The sequence below is a fragment of the Longispora fulva genome (genome assembly GCF_015751905.1).
GTDB classification, from domain to species: Bacteria; Actinomycetota; Actinomycetes; order Mycobacteriales; family Micromonosporaceae; genus Longispora; species Longispora fulva.
Map to the genome: position 1 here is coordinate 7,728,596 of NZ_JADOUF010000001.1, position 20,454 is coordinate 7,749,049.

The window sequence follows — 20,454 nt, forward strand, 5'->3', positions numbered from 1 at the left end:
GGGATGGGCGGTAGGCCGGGACGCCCGCGGCCCGGTGGCCGGTGAGCGACGGCTCCGGTCAACAGCCGCCGGTCACGGTCACCGCCGAGGACAGCATCCGCCCGTCGGACAGCTTCACGGACACGTACCACGCGATGGCGTTGAAGGACGGCTCCGTGTACGTGCTGCCGTTGAACGTCTTCGGCCCGCCGGACATCCGGCCGAACTGCCAGCTGCCGCCGAGGTCGTCGCGGCGCGCGTACACGCTGGCCTCGGTCGCGGTGCCGCCCACCACTGTCGCGCTGACGGCGACGTTCCACGACGAGGCGCCGCACTCCGGGGTGCCGGACGCGTTCACCGTCACCCCGCCGCCGCCGCTGGTCGGCACGCTGGTCGGCGGCTTGGACACCGGTGGGGGACCGACGGGGGTGCCGCGGGTCGACGCCGAGGCCGACGTGCTGGCCGACGGGCCGGCGCTGCGGGTGGCGGTCGCCCGGGCCCGCAGCGCGGCGGTCTGCGAGTCCAGCGCGCCGGAGCCGGGCGGCGCCAACACGCCCGGGGCGCCGGCCGGAGCCGGGCCGGAACCGGCCGGTTCGGCGAGCAGCTCGCCCGTGGACGACGCGACGAGGAACAGCATCAGCGCGCAGAACAGGAACCAGGCCAGCTCGGATCTGCGGGACAGCACGGTCCGGGGCGGCTGGCGGCGGTGCAGGCCGATCCAGCTGCCGCCCGGCGCGGCGTCGACCACCGCGGCCAGTTCTCCCGTAGCAAATGGGTGTTCCGTCGGCGTCACGCCGCCCTACTTCCCCGCGCCCCCAGTCGATCATGCAGTGACGTGCATCGATTCGACAATGTCGCGCGGGGTCACCCCGTGTCAAGGAACGGAAACGGAGAAGTTGCCGTCATCCGGGTCGAGATGACGACAACTTCTCGTGTGGAGTCGTTATGCCAGCGCGGCTTCCGCGTCCAGGGTGACCGACGCGGCGTGCACGACGGCGGCGATCCGCAGCGCGTCGTGGATCGCGTCCCGGCCGAGCCCGGCCTTGATCAGCGCCTTCTCGTGCGACTCGAGGCACACCCCGCAGCCGGTGATGGCGGAGACCGCGAGGCACCACAGCTCGAAGTCCACCTTGTCCACGCCGGGCTGGCCGATGACGGACATCCGCAGCCGGGCGGGCAGGGTCTGGTACGCCTCGTCGCCGATCAGGTGCTTGGCGCGGTAGTACACATTGTTCATGGCCATGATGGACGCCGCGGCCTTGGCGGCCTCGACGGCCTCGGGCTTGAGCCGGTCGGCGGCCTCTGCGGCGATCTCGCGGATCACCTGCGGGCTGCGGGCCGCGATCGCGCAGGCCAGCGCGGCGCCCCAGGCCTGCTGCTCGGGCAGCGTGGCGTTGCCGAGCACGGAACCCAGGTTGAGCTTGGTGTCCTTCGCGTACGCCGGCAGGGCGTCCTTCAGGGTGTCGAGACCCACGGGGTGGTTCCTTTCGCGCGAACGAGGAAGGAGGGGGCCGTCAGGCCCCCTCCCCAGGGAGAACTAGCTGGCCATCAGGGACTTGACGTCGAGGGTGTCGCCGCCCTTGTTCCAGTTGCACGGGCACAGCTCGTCGGTCTGCAGCGCGTCGAGGACCCGCAGGACCTCGGCGACGTTGCGGCCCACGGAGCCGGCCGTGACCATGGCGAACTGGATCTCGTTGTTCGGGTCGACGATGAAGGTGGCGCGCTGGGCGACGCCGTCCTCGCCGAGGATGCCGCAGGCCTCGGACAGCTCGCGCTTGATGTCCGACAGCATCGGGAAGGGCAGATCGCGCAGGTCCGGGTGGTCCTTGCGCCACGCGAAGTGCACGAACTCGTTGTCCACGGAGGCGCCCAGCACCTGCGCGTCACGGTCGGCGAACTCGCCGTTCAGCCGGCCGAACTCGGCGATCTCGGTCGGACAGATGAAGGTGAAGTCCTTCGGCCAGAAGAAGACGACGCGCCACTTGCCCTCGTGGGACTTGTTCGTGATGGTCTCGAAGGCGTTGTCGGCGTCGAGCGACACGCAGGCGGTCAGCTCGTAGGCCGGGAAGTGGTCACCAACGGTAAGCACAGAGGTTCTCCTGTAGGGCGGTTGATTGGAGTCATTCCAGATTGTGCCCTACGGGAGCGAAAATCGCCCACGAGGGCGACACTAGTATGAAGTAGCTCACATCAGTCCCGTTATCTGGGAGTGATTTCCAGATAGCCGGACGTTCTGGGAAGGTTGCCCATGTGACCAGCCTGCTCATTATTGGCCCGGCGCGCTGACTTCGAGACCTACCTCGTCAGCGCGCAGACCTTCCGCACCCGCGGAGGGTCTTTTTTGTTGCAGGAATTAACTGGAGTGAACGATGGATTTCCAGGTCTTTGACACGACATTGCGTGACGGCGCCCAGCGCGAGGGCATCACCTACTCGGTGGTGGACAAACTCGCCGTGGCCCGACTGCTCGACGAGTTCGGCGTGGGATTCATCGAGGGCGGCTGGCCGGGGGCGATGCCCAAGGACACCGAGTTCTTCCGCCGGGCCCGCAACGAACTCCAGCTGAAACACGCGCTCATGGTCGCCTTCGGGGCCACCCGCAAGGCCGGCACCACGGCCGCCGACGACCCGCAGGTCCGGGCCCTGCTGGACGCGGAGACCCCGGCCATCGCCCTCGTCGCGAAGGCAGACCTGCGCCACGTCGAGCGCGCGCTGCGCACCACCCCGGAAGAAAACCTCGCCATGGTGTACGACACGGTCACGCACCTCGTCGCCGAGGGCCGCCGCGTCTTCGTGGACTGCGAGCACTTCTACGACGGGTTCCGCTTCGACGCGGAGTACACGAAAAGGGTCGTGGAGAAGGCTCTCGAAGCCGGCGCCGAACGCGTCGTGCTGTGCGACACCAACGGCGGCTCCCTGCCGTCCGGCATCACCCGGGCCATCGCCGACCTGGGCGTCGACCCGGCGCTGCTCGGCATGCACGCCCAGAACGACACCTCCTGCGCGGTGGCCAACACCATCGCGGCCGTGGAGGCCGGCGTCCGGCACGTCCAGGGCACGGCCAACGGCTACGGCGAGCGACCCGGCAACGCGGACCTGTTCTCCGTCGTCGGCAACCTCGCCCTCAAACTCGGGCTCCCCGTGCTACCGCCGGGGTGCCTCGAGCAGATGGCGCGCGTCTCGCACGCCATCGCGGAGATCGCCAACATCGCACCCGACACCCACCAGGCCTATGTCGGGCACGCGGCCTTCGCTCACAAGGCGGGGCTGCACGCGAGCGCGATCAAGGTCGATCCGGAGCTGTACAACCATGTGGATCCGACCACCGTCGGCAATGACATGCGCATCCTGATCACCGAGATGGCCGGCCGGGCCAGCATCGAGCTCAAATCCCGTGAGCTCGGGCTGGACCTGGCCGGCCAACCCACTGTACTCACCGCCGTCGCCGAGCGGGTCAAGTCCCTGGAGGCCCAGGGCTGGTCGTTCGAGGCCGCGGACGCGTCGTTCGCGCTGCTGGTGCGGTCCGCGCTCGGCGAGGTCAAAGCCCCGTTCGACCTGGAGTCCTACCGGGTGATCGTCGAGCACCGCCCCGACGGGGCCGTGGTCTCCGAGGCCACCGTGAAGATCGTGGTGGGCGGGGAGCGGACCATCGCCACGGCCGAGGGCAACGGGCCGGTCAACGCCCTCGACCAGGCGCTCCGCCTCGCGTTGGTGGAGTTCTACCCGGCGCTGTCGTCGCTGGAACTCGTCGACTACAAGGTCCGGATCCTGGCCGGCTCGCATGGCACCGACGCGGTCACCCGGGTGCTGGTGGAGTCCACCCACCGGGACGCCGAGCTGACCACGGTCGGGGTGCACGGCAACATCGTGGAGGCCAGCTGGCTGGCCCTGGTCGACGCGCTGACCCACGCGCTGCAGAAGGGCGGGGACCAGGCCCAGCACCGGGGCGGCGGCCAGAACCGGCCCTAACCTGCGGTCGGGCCCGGGCTCAGACGGTGCCCGGGCTCGGCGCCGGGGCGAGCAGCCGGTCGCAGGCCTCGACGAGGCGGTCGCGGAGCGGGGCGGCCCGTTCGGCGAACGCCCGCTGGTGGGTCACGTACTCGGCCCGCCCGTTGGGGGTCTCGATCCGCACGGGCGGGTAGCCGAGGTCCGCCAGGTCGTACGGGCTGGCCCGCATGTCCAGCGTCCGGACGTCGCGGGCCAGCTCGAAACAGTCCACGACCAGCTCGGCCGGCACGAGCGGGGCCAGCTTGTACGCCCACTTGTACAGGTCCATGTTCGCGTGCAGGCACCCCGGCTGCTCGTTGTCGCGCTGCGTCTCCCGGCTCGGCTGGAGCAGGTTCAGGCTCCGGGCCGGCGGCGTGAAGAACCGGAACGCGTCGAAGTGCGAGCACCGGACGTTCTGCGCGTCGACGAAGGCGGCGAGCTTGTCGGGTGCCATCCGCAGCGGTACCGGATGCCGGGTTTCGGTGTCCTGGTAGACCATCGCCCACTCGTGCAGGCCGAAACAGCCCAGGTGCGGGGCCCGGTCGCGGGTGGCGGCGAGCAGGTCGCGGATCCACCCGATCCGGGCGCGCTCCTTGTCGGTGGGCGGCCGGTCGAAGCCGGGGAACCAGGTGCGCAGCTGGTTGGGCCGGTAGTTGTAGTAGGTGAACAGGAAGTCCTCGACCGGGTGTTTCAGGCCCTGGCCACGGCGCTCCAGGTGCGCGGCGACCAGCGCGTCAACCCGCGCCTCGTGCGCCACCCGCCTGTCCACGCGCCCCGACTCCCGACCCCCGGTGATCAACTACACGGTGTTGCTGGTTTCCCAGCCTCGAAACCTACAACACCGTGTAGTTGATCACCGGAGTTTGGAGGGGAGGCGGTGGGAGTGGGTGGCGAGGATCTCTGTGCGGACCATGCCGGGGCGGGCGAGCAGGTCGCGGCCGGTGTAGCGGAGCAGCACCCAGCCGGCCCGGTGCAGTGCGTTCTGCCGGCGAAGGTCCGGGATGGTCTGGCCCGCGTGCACCCGGCCGTCGAACTCGACGCCCACCCGGGACTCGAGGAGCGCCAGATCGAGGAGGTAGCGCGCGCCGTCGACCCGGACCTCGTGCTGGGCGACCGGCCGCAGCCCGGCGTCGATCATGATCAACCGGGTGTAACTCTCGAAGGGGGACTGTGCGAGCGGGTCTGCGAGGGCCAGAGACGTGCGGGCGGTCAGCACGCCCCGGCGGCCGGCCGATCTTTCGAGCAGCTCTGCCAGCTCCTCGTGCGTGACCTCCCGGCTGGCCAGCAGCGCGTCCGTGAGCGCCAGGTGGTCGCGCGGGCTCTGGAGGCCGGCCAGGTCCAGCCAGGTCCGGGCCGGTGAGGTGACCGGCAGCCCGACCCTTTCGTGTACTTCATCCGCCAAGAGGACAGCCGTGTGCACGATGAGCTTTACTCGGCTGCGAGCCCGGCCCTGCCGCAGGGTGACGTGCACCGGGGCGACAGGGTCGACCCCGAACGCGTTCGGGAGCAGGTGCACGAGGGCTGCGGTCTCATGGCTGAGCACCGTTCGGGCCGGCAGAACCCGCAGCGCCGCCCTGATCTGCCGCATCTGCCCGACCCGCCCGACCCGGGCGGGCTCCGTCGGCCGGTACAGATTCCGGAAGGGCCGCTCCCACCGCCGACCTCGCAACCGACCGGCGCTCACCCCGCGTGCCAATGCCCCCCGCCGCGTCACCCATTCGTCCACACAAGACAAGCTACTTCCCCCGGTCCATCCCTCTGGTCTGGTTGATCAACTACACGTACTTGCGGGAAATACGGCCGTCCGGGGTGCAAGAGCGTGTAGTTGATCACCGGAAGGGGAGGTGGGGAGGGGAGAAGGGAGGGGGTGTGGGCAGGAGAGATAGATTCTGGGGTACCGAATCTGCTCTGGCCAAGGGACTTATCACAGTGCGTATTGCCCGGTTTGCCCATGCGGGTGGCATGTCGTTCGGGGTGGTGGAAGGCGACCAGTCGCCCACCATCGCCGAGCTGGACGGGCACCCGTTCGGTCGGCTCACGTTCACCGGTCAGCGGTGGGCGCTCGCCGACGTGCGACTGCTCGCCCCGATGCTGCCCAGCAAGATCGTGTGCGTGGGCCGCAACTATGCCGACCACGCCAAGGAGATGGGCGGCGAGGTGCCGGCGGAGCCGTTGCTGTTCCTCAAGCCGTCGACCACGATCATCGGCCCGAACGACGCGATCTCCCTGCCGCCGCAGTCCCAGCAGGTGGAGCACGAGGCCGAGCTGGCGATCGTGATCGGGCTGCCCGGCGCGCGCCGGGTCGACCGGGCGGAAGCGGAAAAGGCCATTTTCGGGTACTCGATCGCCAACGACGTCACCGCCCGTGACCTGCAGAAGAAGGACGTCCAGTTCACGAGGGCCAAGGGGTTCGACTCGTTCTGCCCGTTCGGGCCGTGGATCGAGACGGAACTGGACTGGCGCGACCTCGAGGTGCGCTGCGAGGTCAACGAGGAGGTCCGCCAGCTGGGCCGGACAAAAGACATGGTGTTCGACGTGCCGACTCTGGTCTCCTATGTCTCACACGTGATGACCCTGCTGCCCGGTGACGTGATCCTCACCGGTACCCCCGCCGGGGTGAGCGAGCTCAACGCCGGCGACTCCGTGACTGTCTCCATCGAGGGCCTGGGCGCCCTCACGAACAAGGTTGTGGAACTTGTCTGATCTCCGGCTCCGGTTCAGTCCCTCGCCGACGGGCACCCCGCACGTGGGGCTCATGCGCACCGCCCTCTACAACTGGGCGCACGCCCGGCACCACGGCGGCAAGCTCGTCTTCCGGATCGAGGACACCGACGCTGCGCGCGACTCCGACGAGTCGTACCAGATGCTGCTCGACGCGATGAGCTGGCTCGGTCTGGACTACGACGAGGGCCCGGACCTGGGCGGCCCCTACGGCCCGTACCGGCAGTCGGAGCGCTCCGAGATCTACCGCGACGTCGCGGCCAAGCTCTTCGAGGCCGGCTACGCCTACGAGTCGTACTCCACCCCCGAGGAGATCGAGGCCCGCCACAAGGCGCTGGGCCGCGACCCGAAGCTCGGCTACGACGGCTTCGACCGGAACCTGACGGCCGAGCAGGTCGCGGCGTTCAAGGCGGAGGGCCGCGAGGCCGTGCTGCGGATCCGGATGCCCGACGAGGACGTCACCTGGGTGGACGCCGTGCGCGGCGAGGTCACCTTCAAGGCCGGCAGCGTGCCCGACTACGTGATCGTCCGGGGCAACGGCCAGCCGCTGTACACCCTGACCAACCCGGTCGACGACGCCATGATGCGGATCACCATGATCTCCCGGGGCGAGGACCTGCTGTCGTCCACGCCGCGCCAGATCGTGCTGTTCAAGGCGATGATGGCGCTGGGCATCGCGGAGCAGGTGCCGGAGTACGCGCACCTGCCGCTGGTCACCGGCGAGGGCAACAAGAAGCTGTCCAAGCGCGACCCCCGGTCGAACTTCTTCGCCTACCGCGACGCCGGCTACCTGCCCGAGGGCCTGGCCAACTACCTGGCCCTGCTGGGCTGGGCGATCGCCCCGGACCGTGACATCTTCACGATGGCCGAGCTGATCAGCGCGTTCGACCTGCACAACGTGAACTCCAGCGCGGCCCGGTTCGACGAGAAGAAGTGCGAGGCCATCAACGCCGAGCACGTGCGCCGGCTCGACCCGGCGGACTTCGCGGACCGGATCCGGGCGTTCCTGCCGGAGTCGGCGGACCCGGACCTCGTGGCGGCGGCGGCCCCGCTGATCCAGACCCGGATCACCACCCTGGCCCAGGCCCGGGACATGCTCGGCTTCCTGTTCTCCGGCGACGACTTCGCCCCGGACGAGGCGCACGCGGCCAAGGTGCTCACCGAGGCGGCCCGGCCGGTGCTGGAGGCCTCCATCGGCGTACTCGAAAAGGTCGACTGGACCACGGCGGCGCTCGAGGAGGCCCTCAAGGCCGCGCTGATCGACGGCCTGGGCCTGAAGCCGAAGGTGGCGTTCGCGCCGCTGAGGGTCGCCGTGACGGGCCGCACCGTCTCCCCGCCCCTCTACGAGTCGATGGAGCTGCTGGGCCGCGAGACGACCCTGGAGAGGCTCCGGAAGGCACTGTGAGTTCGCGTGCGACCCCGCTGGCCGGTGGCGTCACCGGCCGGCGCGTCTCGGCCGTCCTCTTTGACGTCGACCAGACGCTGACGGACTACGAGAGCTCGGCGCGGGCGGGCATCATCGCCCACTGCGCCGAGCTCGGTGTCCCGTCGCCCCGCCTGCCCGCTGCGGCCGGGTTGTGGTTCCGGCTCGAACAGGAACACTTTCCCCGGTACCTCGCGGGCGAGCTCACCTTCGCCGACCAGCGCCGGCACCGCGCCCTCGGCATGCGCCGCGCCCTCGGTGGCCGGGGCCCCGGCGACCCGGACGCCTGGTTCGCCGCCTACCTCGTGCACTACGAGGCCAACCTGGCCCTGTTCGACGACGTCCCGGGCTGCCTGGACGCGCTGTCCGGGCTGACCCTGGGTGTGATCAGCAACAACGACGTGGACTACACCCGGACCAAACTGGCCCTGACCGGCATCGCCGACCGGTTCGCGATCGCTGTGGGCCGCGACACATACGGCGCCGCGAAGCCCTCGCCCGTCATCTTCGGCTCCACATGCGCGGCGCTCGGCGTTTCCGCTGCTGAGACCGTGTACGTGGGCGACAGCCTGCCCTTCGACGCGCAGGGGGCGACCGATGCCGGGCTGACCGGGGTGTGGCTGGACCGTTCCTGCGGTTTGCCCCGGTTCGCACGGCAGATCTCCACTCTGGCGGAGCTGCCCGGCCTGCTCGGTCTGACCGACCCGGGATCCGATTTGAAGCTGGCGGAGGGCGTCGGGTAGAGTTCATCTCCGGTGCGAGGGCACCGATGGGGTATGGGGTAATTGGCAGCCCGATGGTTTCTGGTTCCATTAGTCTAGGTTCGAGTCCTGGTACCCCAGCAAAATGTCCTCGCACCACCTGGCCCCGTCGTCTAGCGGCCCAGGACGCCGCCCTCTCAAGGCGGTAGCGGGGGTTCGAATCCCCTCGGGGCTACGCACGAAAGTTCGAAAGCACTAACTGGGGTCCCGTCGTCTAGCGGCCCAGGACGCCGCCCTCTCAAGGCGGTAGCGGGGGTTCGAATCCCCTCGGGACTACGTCGCATTGGAGCCCCCTATTCGCGGATTGCGCGAATAGGGGGCTCCTTCGTTGTGTCTGCGCCCCTGCGGGGCGCGAGGTGGGGGAGCTTCGCTCCACCCACACCCCTCCGGGCCGGTGAGTGGTCGCCCACCGTTGGGCTGGCCTGGTTGTGCGGGTGGTCACATTCCTGCCTCACCGGTTCATTCCCCGGTTACTGATGGCCGCTCAGGGTTTTTCCTCGGGGACGCAGATTGTCTTTGTGAGGTGGATCGCGTTGTTGGCGAAGCCGCCGCGGTTCCAGGACTGGGTCGTGGGCTGGGTCGCGCCGGACTCGTCGGTGGCGTGCGCCGCGAGGAGATATTCGCCCGGGGTGGCCCGCCAGGCGAAGGAGAAGCCGCGCCAGGCCCACGGGTGGCCGTCCGGGTCGTCGAGGATGGCCGGGGCCCAGCGGGTGCCGCCGTCGGTGCTGACCGCGACGCCCTTGACCGGGGCGCCGCCCGACCACGCGCGGCCGCGTAGCAGGACCGGGCCCGGGTGCACGATTCTGGCGCGGGACAGGAAGTCCGGGAAGCCCGGCGGGATGAGCATGGCGCGGGGACGGATCCGGGTGACCGGTTCGCCCGGGTCGTCGGGCTGCTGGCGGAGGTTGTAGGCCGTCTGCTGCTGGTAGCCGGTGAACGGCTCGGCGGTCACCGTGATGCCCTTGAGCCATTTCACGTGCGCCATTCCGTACCAGCCGGGGACGATCAGGCGGACCGGGGCACCGTGCTGGGGCGGGAGCGGGGCGCCGTTCATCGCGTAGGCCAACAGGACGTCCCTGCCGAGGGCCTCGGCGATCGGCAGGCTGCGCTGGTAGTCCTGTTCGACGCCGCGTTCCACCCCGTGGTCGGCGCCCGTGAACACGATCTCCACGGCGTCCTCCGCGAGGCCCGTGACGGCCAGCAGGTCGCGGAGCGGCGCGCCGGTCCAGTCCGCCGTGCCGACCGCGTCCACCAACCACGGCTGGCTCACCGGGCGGGGGTCGAGGCGGGCCCGGCCGTTGCCGGCGCACTCCATCGTCACCCGGACCGTGCGCGCGGGTAGGGCGCGCAGCGAGTGCAGGTCCAGGGTCAGCGGGCGGTGCACCCCGCCGGAGACCGCCAGCCGCCAGGCGGCCGGGTCGATGGCGGGGATGTCGTAGTGGGTCAGGAGGTAGTGCAGGCCGACCGGGGTGACGTCGTAGCGCAGCGCCTCCTGGGGCATGCCGTGGTTGCGGGCGGCGAGGGCCAGCTCCTCCGCTGAGATGCCCTCGCCGGGCCCTGCCAGGCGGGCGGGGGCGCTCACCTGGGCGTAGGCCGTCCGCTCGTCGAGTTTCATGCCGTCAGACCATGAGGGGGACGGGGTGGATCTCGTTCGCCGGGTGTCCGGTGCGTTCATGGATCCGCCGGACCGCGTCGGCGCTGGGAGCCTCGGACAGACAGAACACGTGGCCGGATTCCGGGTCGGCCCACGCCTGCTCGAAGACGACGCCCTCCTCAGCCTGGATGGCCAGGTCCGCCGCGTGCGCCTCGCGCAGGGCCTCGGCGGTGATGCCCTTCATCTCGGTGTGAACATCCATGAACTTGGACATGGCCCAGCCTCCTCGGAGAGAGGGGTCCGCGACCCTCATTTTAGGCCGGCGAAGACCTTGCGGAGGAGGTTGACCAGCACGTCCCGCTCGTCCGGTTCCAGCGGGGCGAGCAGGTCGGCCGTGACCGCGTCGGCGTGGCGGGTGGCGGCCCGCAGCGCGGCGCGGCCGGCCGGGGTGAGGGTGACCAGGTACCGGCGGCGGTCCGCCGGGTCCCTGCGGCGCTCCACCCGGCCGGCCGCCTCCAGGGCGTCGACCGCGCCGACCATGTCGCTGGGGTCGACGGCCAGCCGGGTGCCTAGGTCGCGCTGCGAGGACGGCCCGAGGTCGGCGACCGCCGCGAGCACGGCCACCTGGCGCAGGTCGAGGCCGTGGTCGACGAGCCGCGCGGCGAGGTCCCGGCGGCCGGCCTTGCCCACCTTCGACAGCAGGTACGGGGCGAGGGCCAACAGGCGGGAGGTGCTATCCATGGGAACATTAAATCATTGGTACCCTCCAACGATGTACCCACGACTGCTGGTGAACCGTTTCGACGAGTGCCTGTCCTTCTACACCGAGAGCCTGGGGCTCCCGGCCGCCCGGCTGGTCCCGGGCCAGTACGCGAGTTTCGACATCGGCGACGACACCGGGCTGGCGCTGCTCAGCCGCGCGGCGCTGGCCGGGATGGTCGAGTCCGCCGAGCCGCCGGCCGGCACCGACCGGATGATGCTGGTGCTGCGCGTCGACGACGTGGACGCCCGGGTCGAGGAGTTGGCCGGGCACGGCGCGACCGTGGTGGCCCCGGCGGCCGACCGGCCCGGCTGGGGCATCCGGTCGGCGTGCCTGCGCGACCCGGACGGCAACCTGGTGGAGCTCCAGTCCTACTGACAGACTGCGGTGCGTGAGACGCGTCGTCTTCTTCGAGCCCCCGTACGGGATCGGGCTGGCCGTGGCCGCCGGCAGCGGGCGCAGCTGGATGGAGCAGCCGGGCGGCGACCCGGTGCACGCGCACCTGCACGTCGACGTCGAAGGCCCGGCCACGGTGCCCGAGGTCCGGCTGCGGTCGGGCACGGGTTTCGTCCGCTGGCCCGATCTGAACCGGTTCGCCGCCGCGCTGGAGAAGCTGGCCCGCGCGGAGCAGGGCTCGGTCGAGCTCGCGGCCGGCCCGGGATTCTCGCTCACGGTGCTGCTGCGTGCGGACGGCCGGCTGCGCGCGGAGACCACCTTCGGGATCGGCCACCACGTCCAGGTCGACGTGGCGGCCGGTACCCGATGGGACTGGCATTTCGGCACGCGGGAGGCTCTTCCCGACCTGGCGGCCGGAATCCGGGCCGCGGTGCGGGAGCACAGACCCGGGCGGCTACAGCCCTGACAGCCGCTGGCCCGCGCGGACCACGGCCATCGCGTGCCGCTCGCCCGGCCGGCGGGTCAACCGCTCGATCGGCCCGGACACGCTGACCGCCGCGATCACCCGGCCGGTGCGGTCCCGGACCGGCGAGGACACCGACGCGACCCCGGCCTCGCGCTCGGCGACGCTGGACGCCCAGCCCCGTTTGCGCACCTCCGCGAGGATCCGGGCCGTGAACTTGGCCCGGGGCAGCAGCGGCAGCACGGCCTCCGGCGGCTCCCAGGCCAGCAGGATCTGGGCCGCGGACCCGGCGGTCATCGGCAGCACCGCGCCGATCGGCACGGTGTCCCGCAGCCCGCTGGACCGCTCGGCGGCGGCCACGCAGATCCGGTCGTCGGCCCGGCGCAGGTAGAGCTGGGCGCTCTCCCCGGTCTGGTCGCGGAGCATCGCCAGGATCGGCTCGGCCGCCGTGAGCAGAACGTCGGGCGCCTCGTTGGCCAGCTCGCCGAGCCGGGGGCCCGGTCGCCACCGGCCCTGGGCGTCGCGCACCAGGAGGCGGTGCTGTTCGAGCGCCTGCGCGAGGCGGTGCGCCGTGGCCCGGGGCAGCTGCGTGCGCTCGACCAACTCGGCCAGGCTCGCGCCGTCCACGGACGTCTCAAGGATTAGGACGGCTTTATCGAGAACGCCGACCCCGCTGATACTGTGTCCCACGAGACGAAACATACCTCCCAATCCTTGGGAAGTCCAGATCGTGGGAGCCAACATGGGGCGCACGCTCGCGGAGAAGGTATGGGGCGCGCATGTCGTACACAGCGCCCCGGATGAGCCCGATCTGCTGTATATCGACCTGCACCTGCTGCACGAGGTGACCAGTCCGCAGGCGTTCGACGGGCTCCGGCTCGCCGGCCGTCCGGTCCGCCGTCCCGACCTCACGATCGCGACGGAGGACCACAACACCCCGACCGACAACCTCGTCGAGATCAGCGACCCGGTGTCGCGGACCCAGATCGAGACCCTGCGGAAGAACTGCGCGGAGTTCGGGGTCCGGCTGCACCCGCTGGGCGACGCCGAACAGGGCATCGTGCACGTGATCGGTCCCCAGTTGGGGCTCACCCAACCGGGCATGACGATCGTGTGCGGCGACTCGCACACCGCCACGCACGGCGCGTTCGGGGCCCTGGCGTTCGGGATCGGCACCAGCGAGGTCGAGCACGTGATGGCGACCCAGACCCTGCAGCAGTCCACGCCGCGCACCATGGCGGTCAACGTGACCGGTTCGTTGCGCCCCGGCGTCACGGCCAAGGACCTGATCCTGGCCCTGATCGCCCAGGAGGGCACGGGCGGCGGGCGCGGCCACATCGTGGAGTACCGGGGCCCGGCCATCGAGGCGCTCTCCATGGAGGGCCGGATGACCGTGTGCAACATGTCCATCGAGTGGGGCGCGAAGGCCGGCATGATCGCGCCGGACGACGTGACGTTCGACTACCTGCGGGGTAAGGCCCACGCGCCCGCCGACTTCGACGCCGCCGTCGCGTACTGGCGCACCCTGCCGACCGACGCCGACGCCGTTTTCGACACGGTTGTAACGATCGACGCCTCCTCCGTGACCCCGTTCGTCACCTGGGGCACCAATCCGGGGCAGGGCGCGCCGCTCGGCTCGGTCGTGCCCGCGCCCGCCGACACCGACGACCCGGTCGCGGCGGCCAAGGCGCTGGAGTACATGGGGCTGACGGCCGGTACCCCGCTGCGGGACATCGCCGTGGACGTCGTGTTCGTCGGCTCCTGCACCAACGGCAGGCTCGAGGACCTGCGCGCCGCCGCCGATGTGCTGCGCGGCCACAAGGTCGCCGACGGGGTGCGGATGCTCGTCGTGCCCGGCTCGGCGCGGGTGCGCCTGGAGGCCGAGGCCGAGGGCCTGCACGAGGTGTTCACGGCCGCCGGGGCCGAGTGGCGGTTCGCCGGCTGCTCCATGTGCCTGGGCATGAACCCGGACACCCTGAAGCCGGGCGAGCGCGCGGCCAGCACCTCCAACCGCAACTTCGAGGGCCGGCAGGGCAAGGGCGGGCGTACCCATCTGGTGTCCCCGCAGGTCGCCGCCGCCACCGCCATCGTCGGCCGCCTGGCCGCCCCAGTGGATGTGAGCCGTTGATGGACAAGTTCACCGAGCACACCGGTACCGCCGTCCCGCTGCGCCGTTCCAACGTGGATACGGACCAGATCATCCCGGCGGTGTACCTCAAGCGGGTCACCCGCACCGGCTTCGAGGACGGCCTGTTCTCCGCCTGGCGGGCCGCCGACCCGGACTTCGTGCTGAACCAGCCGCGCTACCAGGCGGCCAGCGTGCTGGTCGCCGGGCCGGAGTTCGGCACCGGTTCCTCGCGGGAGCACGCGGTCTGGGCCCTGTTGGACTACGGCTTCAAGGCCGTGCTGTCGCCCCGGTTCGGGGACATCTTCCGGGGCAACGCGCTCAAGGGCGGGCTGCTGCCGGTCGAGTTGAGCCAGCCGGTCATCGACGACCTGTGGCAGCTGGTCGAGGAGGACTCGACGCTGGAGGTGACCGTCGACGTCGTCGCCCGCGAGGTGCGCTACGCAGACCGGGTCCGGCCGTTCCCGCTCGATGAGTTCAGCCGATGGCGGTTGCTGGAGGGTTTGGACGACATCGGACTGACCCTCCGCAACGTCGACGCGATCGGCGCGTACGAGGCAACGAGGGCCGCCTGGCTGCCTTCCACCAGGTAGAAGAGGGTGAGGTCCGCCACGCGGACGGGGCCGGCCGATGCGAGGCGTCGACCGGCTCCTTTATGCTCGGGATTCCTTATGTGCCAACGGTTTCCGCGTCCACTACCACTATCGGGGGGCGTTGGAAATCCTTGCGACACAACAATTCTCTTACGATCGGTATTTGTATCTAGCCTCAAACCGGCCTAACGTGCGCGCAGAATGACAACAGTGTGAACCACACTGCAACTTCTGAGGGGGATACGTGAACAAGGCGGAGCTCATCGAGGCACTGGCCGTTCGGCTGGGGGACAAGAAGTCGGCGACTGCGGCACTCGACGCGGTGCTGGCTGAGATCCAGAACGCGGTGACCAAGGGCGACAAGGTTTCGCTCACCGGCTTCGGGGTCTTCGAGAAGCGGACCCGGGGCGCGCGCACCGCGCGGAACCCGCGGACCGGCGAGGCCGTGAAGGTGAAGAAGACCAACGTGCCGGCGTTCCGGGCCGGCGCCAGCTTCAAGGAGCTGGTGGCCGCGGGCAAGGCGCCGAAGGCGACCCCGGCCAAGGCCGCCGCCAAGGCCGCTCCGGCGAAGAAGGCCGCCACCACCACGGCGGCCAAGGCGGCCCCGGCGAAGAAGGCCGCTGTCACCAAGGCCGCGCCGGCCAAGAAGGCGGCTGTCACCAAGGCGGCTCCGGCGAAGAAGGCCGCCGCGGCGAAGACCGCCCCGGCCAAGAAGGCCGCGACCAAGACCGCGCCGGCCAAGAAGACCGTCGCCGCCAAGGCCGCGCCGGCCAAGAAGGCGGCTGTCACCAAGGCGGCTCCGGCGAAGAAGGCCGCCGTCGCGAAGAAGGCCCCGGCCAAGAAGGCCGCCAAGAAGTAGTACGACAGCGCCCCGCACGAACGCTGATAAGGGCACCCGCCTGGGGGATGGAGGCGGGTGCCCTGTCGTGTGTCTAGGCGTTCATCCGGCGGAGAAGTTCCTCCTGCGGGTTCGGGCCCTCGGCGGCCCGGCGGCTCCACATCCCCTTGCCGTCCAGCTCGAACGTCGACACGTCGTCGGCCATCGACAGGTCCAGCGCCAGCTCCAGGGCCTGCTTCGAGGCGTCCCCGGTGACCCGGACCAGGGCCTCCACCCGGCGGTCGAGGTTGCGGTGCATCAGGTCGGCCGAGCCGATCCAGTACTCCGGGTCCGTGCGGCCGAACCGGTACACCCGCGAGTGTTCCAGGAACCGGCCCAGCAGCGAGCGCACCCGGATGGTCTCGGACAGCCCCGGCACCCCGGGCCGCAGCGCGCAGATGCCCCGGATGATGAGGTCGATGGTGACCCCCGCCTGGCTGGCCCGGTAGAGCGCGTCGATGATCTGCTCGTCCACGATCGAGTTCGTCTTGAACTGGATCAGGCCCTCGGAGCCCAGCGCCGCCTGCGCCTCGATCCGTTCGAGGATGCCGGGGCGCATCCGGACCGGGGCGACGAGGAGGCGGCGGTAGCCGGTCTGCCGGGAGTAGCCGGTGAGCTGGTTGAACAGGTCCGTCAGGTCGGCGCCGACCTCGGGATCGGCGGTGAACAGGCCGAAGTCCTCGTACAGGCGCGCGGTCTTCGGGTGGTAGTTGCCGGTGCCCACGTGGCAGTACCGGCGCAGGACCGCGCCCTCCTGGCGGACCACGAGGGCCGTCTTGCAGTGCGTCTTCAGCCCGACCAGGCCGTAGACGACGTGGCAGCCGGCGCGCTCCAGGGTGCGGGCCCAGCCGATGTTGGCCTGCTCGTCGAACCGGGCCTTGATCTCGACGAGCACCACGACCTGCTTGCCGGCCTGGGCCGCCGCCACGAGGGCGTCCACGATGGGGGAGTCGCCCGAGGTGCGGTACAGCGTCTGCTTGATGGCCAGCACGCCCGGGTCCGCCGCCGCCTGCTCGATGAACCGTTGCACACTGGTGGAGAACGAGTGGTACGGGTGGTGCACCAGGATGTCGCCCTCACGCAGCTGCGCGAACACGCTCTTGGGCGTCTCGCCCTCGGCGAACTGCGGATGCGTGGCCGGCACGAACGGCCGGTCCTTCAGATCCGGCCGGTCGGTGGCGTTGTAGACCTGCCACAGCCCCGACAGGTCCAGCAGGCCCGGCACCCGCAGCACGTCGTGCGCGTCCATGTCGAGCTCGCGGATCAGCAGCTCCAGCACGTGGTCGGACACGCCGGCGGCGATCTCCAGGCGGACCGGGGGCCCGAACCGGCGGCGGGCCAGCTCGCGTTCCAGGGCCTGGAGCAGGTCCTCGTCGCGGTCCTCGTCGACGTCGAGGTCGGCGTTGCGGGTCACCCGGAACACCACCTGCTCGACGACCGTCATGCCGTCGAAGAGCTGGTCGAGGTGCGCGCCGATCAGCTCCTCGACCGGCAGGTACCGCCCAGGGCCGACCGTGACGAACCGGGGCACGTTGTTGGGCACCTTCACCCGGGCGAACCGTTCCGGGCCGTCACCGGGGGCTTGGACCAGTACCGCGAGGTTCAAGGACAGCCCGGAGATGTACGGGAACGGGTGCGCAGGGTCCACGGCCAGCGGGGTCAGCACCGGGAACACCTGGTCCCGGAAATAGGCCCGCAGCCGCTCCTGGTCGGCCTTGCCGAGCGCGGACCAGGTCACGATGTGGATGTCCTCGGCGGCCAGCGCCGGCAGCACGTCCTCGGCGAGGCACCTGCCCTGCCGTGCGACGAGGCTGCCGCCCCGGGCGGCGACCTGTTCGAGCTGCTCGCGATGCGTCATGCCGTCGGGGCTGTGCATGGTCAGGCCCATGGTGAGCCGCCGCTTCAGGCCGGCCACCCGGACCATGTAGAACTCGTCGAGGTTGCTGGCGAAGATAGCCAGGAACTTGACGCGTTCGAGCAGGGGCAGCCGGGGGTCCTCGGCCAGGGTGAGGACCCGGGCGTTGAAGTCGAGCCAGGAGAGCTCGCGGTTGAGGAACCGGTCAGCGGGCAGATCGGGTGATGCGTTCACACGATCATCATGGCCGGATCAAGGCATCGTGGGGATGGCCAACCGGTAAACACGACCTTGCTCGTCGGTGTCCAGTCGGATCCGCTGGCCCAATCGGAGAAGCCGCAGGCCGGAGGCGGCGAAGGCCTCCGCCGGAAAGTCCAGCTCCTGGCCGTTGTCGAGCAGCACCGTGCCCGAGTGGTCTTCAGCGTTCCACGTGGCGACTGTCCCCTGCATAGGGCAACCCTAGCGGTACCAGATCACGACCATTCGATGGTTACGGCGACACCTGCTCCGCGCGACGGCGGCCGATCGCGTCGCTGGTGTGCCGGCCCAGCCCGAGCGCCACGGCGGCCACCAGATCGGCCGGGGTGTCCACGTCCAGGCGCAGTGACGGCCACTCCCCGGCCAGCGCCACTGCCCCGGACCGGGCGTGCGCGGCCGCCGAACCGGGACCGAACGCCGGCCTCAGGTCCCCGGCGGAGGCCAGCAGGGTCGTCCCGGTCCCGGCCGCGTCGGGCACGTGGCAGCGGTGGTGCCACCGCGCGGCGGCGAGCGCGGCGGTCAGGTCGGCGGGCCGGAGCGCGGGCAGGTCGGCGGTCAGCGCGACGATCCGCCCGGTTTCGTGGGCGCGCAGCACCGCCTGGCCGTGCCGGATCGCGGCGTTCAGGCCGTCCCGGCCGGCGGCCGTGGCGGGGTCCGCCGTCACGAGCACCCCGGCCGGCAGCGCCGCGCGCAGCTCCTCGTCGTCGGTGACCACGAGGACCCGCCGGACGGCCGGACAGGCGAAGGCGGCGGCGACGGTGTCGAGGGCCAGGGCCCGGGCCAGGCGTTCGTGCTGCGCTCCCGGGGTCGCGCCGCGCAGCCGGGACTTCCCGAGCACGGCCCGCTTCACCGGAATGATCAACGACCACGGGGACACTCCGGCAGGCTACCCCGAGATGGACAGCTGACCGGTGATGGCGGACGATCAGCAGGCAGACAGGGAAACGAGGAGGTTGCGGATGGGCCGCAGGCTGGGGTTCTGGCGACGGTTCGCTGTGAGTGTGGTCAAGCCGTCGGTGCTCGCGCTCACCCGGCGGGACTACCGGGGGATGGGACACATCCCGGCGTCCGGCCCGGCGATCCTCGCGGCGAACCACATCTCGCACGCCGACCCGTTCGCCCTCGCCCAGTACGTCTACGACGCCGGCCGTTGGCCCCAGTTCCTGGGTAAGGCCAGCCTGTTCAAGCTTCCCGTCGTCGGCCCCTGGATCCGGGCGGTCGGCCAGATCCCCGTCTACCGGGGCACGGTCGACGCCGCCAAGGCCCTCTCCGCGGCGGAGGCGGCCCTCGACCGGGGTGAGATCGTCATCTTCTACCCGGAAGGGACGGTCACCCGGCAACCGGAGCACTGGCCGATGCGGGGCAAGACGGGCTGTGCCCGGCTGGCCCTGACCACGGGCGCGCCGGTGATCCCGATGGCGCAGTGGGGGCCGGAGAAGATGTTCGACCCGATCACGAAGAAGGTGGGTCTGCGGCTCCGCAACGACGTGGCGATCGTGGCCGGCCCGCCGGTGGACCTGAGCCGGTGGAAGGACTCCCCGCTGACGACGACCGTGCTCCAGGAGGTCACGGACGAGATCATGTACGCGATCCGGGATCTGCTGCAGGACATCCGTGGCGGACGCGCCCCGGAGTTGTACACCCCTCAGAGCAAGGGCGGCCACGCGTGAAGACTGTTGTCATGACTGCCGGTTCGTTCGGCACGACGTTCGCCAAGGTCCTGGCCGACGCCGGCAGCGACGTGACCCTGTGGCACCGCCGGCCCGAACTCGTCGCCCGGATCAACGAGTTCCATGACAATCCCGACTATCTTCCCGGTATCGCGCTGCCGCACGCCATCACGGCCACCGCTGACGCCGCGGCCGCCCTGGCCGGTGCGGAGATCGTCGTCCTCGCGACCCCGGCCCAGGCCCTGCGGGAGAACCTGGTCGCGTGGCGGGACCTGATCCCGCCGACCGCCACGATCGTCAGCCTGGCCAAGGGCATCGAGCTGGGCACCGGGCTGCGGATGAGCGAGGTGATCGCCGAGGCCGGTGCCGTGTCCCCGGACCGGATCTGTGTGCTCACCGGCCCCAACCTGGCCCCGGAGATCGCCGCCGAGCAGCCGACCGCCTCGGTGATCGCGTGCACCGACCCGGCCCGGGCCGAGCTGGTCCAGGACGCGGTCGCCAACGGGTACTTCCGGCCGTACACCAGCACGGATGTGATCGGGTGCGAGCTGGGCGGGGCGGTGAAGAACGTGATCGCGCTGGCGTACGGCATCGCTACCGGCATGGGGCTCGGCCACAACACCAAGGCCACGCTGATCACCCGGGGGCTGGCCGAGACCGCCCGGCTGGGCGCCAAGCTCGGCGCTGACCCGATGACGTTCGCCGGCCTGGCCGGGCTCGGGGACCTGTTCGCCAGCTGCTCGTCGCCGCAGGCCCGCAACCGGGCGTTCGGCGAGGTGCTGGGGCGGGGCGCGACGCTGGCGGAGGCCCAGGCCGGTACCCGTCAGACCGTCGAGGGTGTGAAGAGCTGCCTGGCGATCCGGGATCTGGCGCGCGGCTGCGGGGTCGAGATGCCCATCACGGAACAGGTGGAGCAGGTCTGCCACGAGGGCGTCGACCCGCGCAAGGCCCTGGCGGCCCTGATGGGCCGGGAAACCAAGCCGGAGTAGGGGA

General features: G+C 70.7%; 23 protein-coding genes and 3 tRNA genes. 14 read left to right on the forward strand and 12 right to left on the reverse strand.

Annotated features, from left to right (window positions below; genetic code table 11):
- Positions 1-58: 58 nt before the first annotated feature.
- The 3 genes from IW245_RS35750 to IW245_RS35760 all read right to left on the reverse strand — a co-directional run bounded on the left by IW245_RS35750 (position 59) and on the right by IW245_RS35760 (position 2,068).
- On the reverse strand, positions 59-772 hold the full coding sequence (locus IW245_RS35750; protein ID WP_197007510.1) for a hypothetical protein: 714 nt from the start codon (positions 770-772) through the stop codon (positions 59-61).
- Positions 773-922: 150 nt separating this feature from the next.
- The gene (gene ahpD, locus IW245_RS35755; protein WP_197007511.1) at positions 923-1,453 is read right to left on the reverse strand and encodes an alkylhydroperoxidase, AhpD family; all 531 of its coding nucleotides are present in this window, start codon (positions 1,451-1,453) and stop codon (positions 923-925) included.
- Between the two features lie 63 nt (positions 1,454-1,516).
- Positions 1,517-2,068 carry a peroxiredoxin gene (locus IW245_RS35760; RefSeq protein ID WP_197007512.1) on the reverse strand — a complete coding sequence of 184 codons (552 nt, stop codon included), beginning with the start codon at positions 2,066-2,068 and terminating at the stop codon, positions 1,517-1,519.
- A 280-nt stretch (positions 2,069-2,348) separates the two neighbouring features.
- Here IW245_RS35760 and cimA point away from each other — a divergent pair, with 280 nt between their 5' ends.
- Positions 2,349-3,947: a citramalate synthase gene (gene cimA / locus IW245_RS35765; RefSeq protein WP_197007513.1), complete on the forward strand. Its 1,599-nt coding sequence runs from the start codon at positions 2,349-2,351 to the stop codon at positions 3,945-3,947.
- Between the two features lie 19 nt (positions 3,948-3,966).
- Here the strand turns inward: cimA and IW245_RS35770 are convergent, their stop codons facing one another.
- Both IW245_RS35770 and IW245_RS35775 read right to left on the reverse strand, forming a co-directional pair.
- Positions 3,967-4,734, reverse strand: coding sequence for a 3-methyladenine DNA glycosylase (locus IW245_RS35770; RefSeq protein ID WP_233473062.1), 768 nt, complete (start codon positions 4,732-4,734; stop codon positions 3,967-3,969).
- Between the two features lie 84 nt (positions 4,735-4,818).
- A complete protein-coding gene (locus IW245_RS35775; RefSeq protein WP_197007515.1) occupies positions 4,819-5,553 on the reverse strand; it encodes an endonuclease domain-containing protein in 735 nt (244 codons plus the stop codon).
- Positions 5,554-5,894: 341 nt separating this feature from the next.
- On the opposite strand from IW245_RS35775, the gene IW245_RS35780 reads away from it, so the two are divergent.
- The 6 genes from IW245_RS35780 to IW245_RS35805 all read left to right on the forward strand — a co-directional run bounded on the left by IW245_RS35780 (position 5,895) and on the right by IW245_RS35805 (position 9,146).
- A complete protein-coding gene (locus IW245_RS35780; RefSeq protein ID WP_197007516.1) occupies positions 5,895-6,668 on the forward strand; it encodes a fumarylacetoacetate hydrolase family protein in 774 nt (257 codons plus the stop codon).
- Entirely contained in the window at positions 6,661-8,091 is a 1,431-nt protein-coding gene (gene gltX, locus IW245_RS35785; RefSeq protein ID WP_197007517.1) for a glutamate--tRNA ligase, read from the forward strand. The genes IW245_RS35780 and gltX overlap by 8 nt, the downstream gene beginning before the upstream one ends.
- Positions 8,088-8,852, forward strand: a complete 765-nt coding sequence (locus IW245_RS35790) for an HAD family hydrolase (RefSeq protein WP_197007518.1) — start codon at positions 8,088-8,090, stop codon at positions 8,850-8,852. The genes gltX and IW245_RS35790 overlap by 4 nt, the downstream gene beginning before the upstream one ends.
- A 27-nt stretch (positions 8,853-8,879) precedes the next feature.
- Positions 8,880-8,951: transfer RNA gene (locus IW245_RS35795), tRNA-Gln, on the forward strand.
- Between the two features lie 21 nt (positions 8,952-8,972).
- Positions 8,973-9,045, forward strand: a tRNA-Glu gene (locus tag IW245_RS35800).
- Between the two features lie 28 nt (positions 9,046-9,073).
- Positions 9,074-9,146: transfer RNA gene (locus IW245_RS35805), tRNA-Glu, on the forward strand.
- Positions 9,147-9,354: 208 nt separating this feature from the next.
- On the opposite strand, the gene IW245_RS35810 is transcribed toward IW245_RS35805, so the two are convergent.
- Genes IW245_RS35810 through IW245_RS35820 form a run of 3 tightly spaced genes read right to left on the reverse strand, consistent with a single transcriptional unit; the run spans position 9,355 to position 11,205 of the window.
- Positions 9,355-10,485 carry a sulfite oxidase gene (locus IW245_RS35810; protein WP_197007519.1) on the reverse strand — a complete coding sequence of 377 codons (1,131 nt, stop codon included), beginning with the start codon at positions 10,483-10,485 and terminating at the stop codon, positions 9,355-9,357.
- Positions 10,486-10,489: 4 nt separating this feature from the next.
- Positions 10,490-10,738, reverse strand: a complete 249-nt coding sequence (locus tag IW245_RS35815) for an SCO4226 family nickel-binding protein (RefSeq protein ID WP_197007520.1) — start codon at positions 10,736-10,738, stop codon at positions 10,490-10,492.
- A 35-nt stretch (positions 10,739-10,773) separates the two neighbouring features.
- Entirely contained in the window at positions 10,774-11,205 is a 432-nt protein-coding gene (locus tag IW245_RS35820) for a MarR family winged helix-turn-helix transcriptional regulator (protein WP_197007521.1), read from the reverse strand.
- 31 nt (positions 11,206-11,236) lie between these two features.
- Here IW245_RS35820 and IW245_RS35825 point away from each other — a divergent pair, with 31 nt between their 5' ends.
- A complete protein-coding gene (locus IW245_RS35825) occupies positions 11,237-11,602 on the forward strand; it encodes a VOC family protein (protein ID WP_197007522.1) in 366 nt (121 codons plus the stop codon).
- A 13-nt stretch (positions 11,603-11,615) separates the two neighbouring features.
- Entirely contained in the window at positions 11,616-12,086 is a 471-nt protein-coding gene (locus IW245_RS35830; RefSeq protein WP_197007523.1) for a hypothetical protein, read from the forward strand.
- Here the strand turns inward: IW245_RS35830 and IW245_RS35835 are convergent.
- On the reverse strand, positions 12,075-12,761 hold the full coding sequence (locus IW245_RS35835) for an IclR family transcriptional regulator (RefSeq protein ID WP_197008858.1): 687 nt from the start codon (positions 12,759-12,761) through the stop codon (positions 12,075-12,077). The genes IW245_RS35830 and IW245_RS35835 overlap by 12 nt on opposite strands.
- 64 nt (positions 12,762-12,825) lie before the next feature.
- Here IW245_RS35835 and leuC point away from each other — a divergent pair, with 64 nt between their 5' ends.
- The 3 genes from leuC (at position 12,826) to IW245_RS35850 (ending at position 15,660) form a co-directional block, all read left to right on the forward strand.
- A complete protein-coding gene (gene leuC, locus IW245_RS35840; RefSeq protein ID WP_197007524.1) occupies positions 12,826-14,211 on the forward strand; it encodes a 3-isopropylmalate dehydratase large subunit in 1,386 nt (461 codons plus the stop codon).
- Positions 14,211-14,801 carry a 3-isopropylmalate dehydratase small subunit gene (gene leuD, locus IW245_RS35845; RefSeq protein WP_197007525.1) on the forward strand — a complete coding sequence of 197 codons (591 nt, stop codon included), beginning with the start codon at positions 14,211-14,213 and terminating at the stop codon, positions 14,799-14,801. Before leuC ends, leuD begins: the two co-directional genes overlap by 1 nt.
- Positions 14,802-15,045: 244 nt before the next feature.
- A complete protein-coding gene (locus tag IW245_RS35850) occupies positions 15,046-15,660 on the forward strand; it encodes an HU family DNA-binding protein (protein ID WP_197007526.1) in 615 nt (204 codons plus the stop codon).
- Positions 15,661-15,733: 73 nt separating this feature from the next.
- On the opposite strand, the gene IW245_RS35855 is transcribed toward IW245_RS35850, so the two are convergent.
- From IW245_RS35855 to cofC, 3 genes are read right to left on the reverse strand one after another with little or no spacing between them, the layout of a single operon-like run.
- Positions 15,734-17,767: an RNA degradosome polyphosphate kinase gene (locus IW245_RS35855; RefSeq protein ID WP_197007527.1), complete on the reverse strand. Its 2,034-nt coding sequence runs from the start codon at positions 17,765-17,767 to the stop codon at positions 15,734-15,736.
- Between the two features lie 18 nt (positions 17,768-17,785).
- Positions 17,786-17,983, reverse strand: a complete 198-nt coding sequence (locus tag IW245_RS35860; protein ID WP_197007528.1) for a cold-shock protein — start codon at positions 17,981-17,983, stop codon at positions 17,786-17,788.
- 40 nt (positions 17,984-18,023) lie between these two features.
- Positions 18,024-18,668, reverse strand: coding sequence for a 2-phospho-L-lactate guanylyltransferase (cofC, locus tag IW245_RS35865; RefSeq protein ID WP_197007529.1), 645 nt, complete (start codon positions 18,666-18,668; stop codon positions 18,024-18,026).
- 82 nt (positions 18,669-18,750) lie between these two features.
- Here cofC and IW245_RS35870 point away from each other — a divergent pair, with 82 nt between their 5' ends.
- Together IW245_RS35870 and IW245_RS35875 are read left to right on the forward strand one after the other, a co-directional pair.
- Positions 18,751-19,461 carry a lysophospholipid acyltransferase family protein gene (locus tag IW245_RS35870; RefSeq protein ID WP_197007530.1) on the forward strand — a complete coding sequence of 237 codons (711 nt, stop codon included), beginning with the start codon at positions 18,751-18,753 and terminating at the stop codon, positions 19,459-19,461.
- A gap of 11 nt (positions 19,462-19,472) precedes the next feature.
- Positions 19,473-20,450: an NAD(P)H-dependent glycerol-3-phosphate dehydrogenase gene (locus tag IW245_RS35875; RefSeq protein ID WP_197007531.1), complete on the forward strand. Its 978-nt coding sequence runs from the start codon at positions 19,473-19,475 to the stop codon at positions 20,448-20,450.
- Positions 20,451-20,454 lie beyond the last annotated feature (4 nt).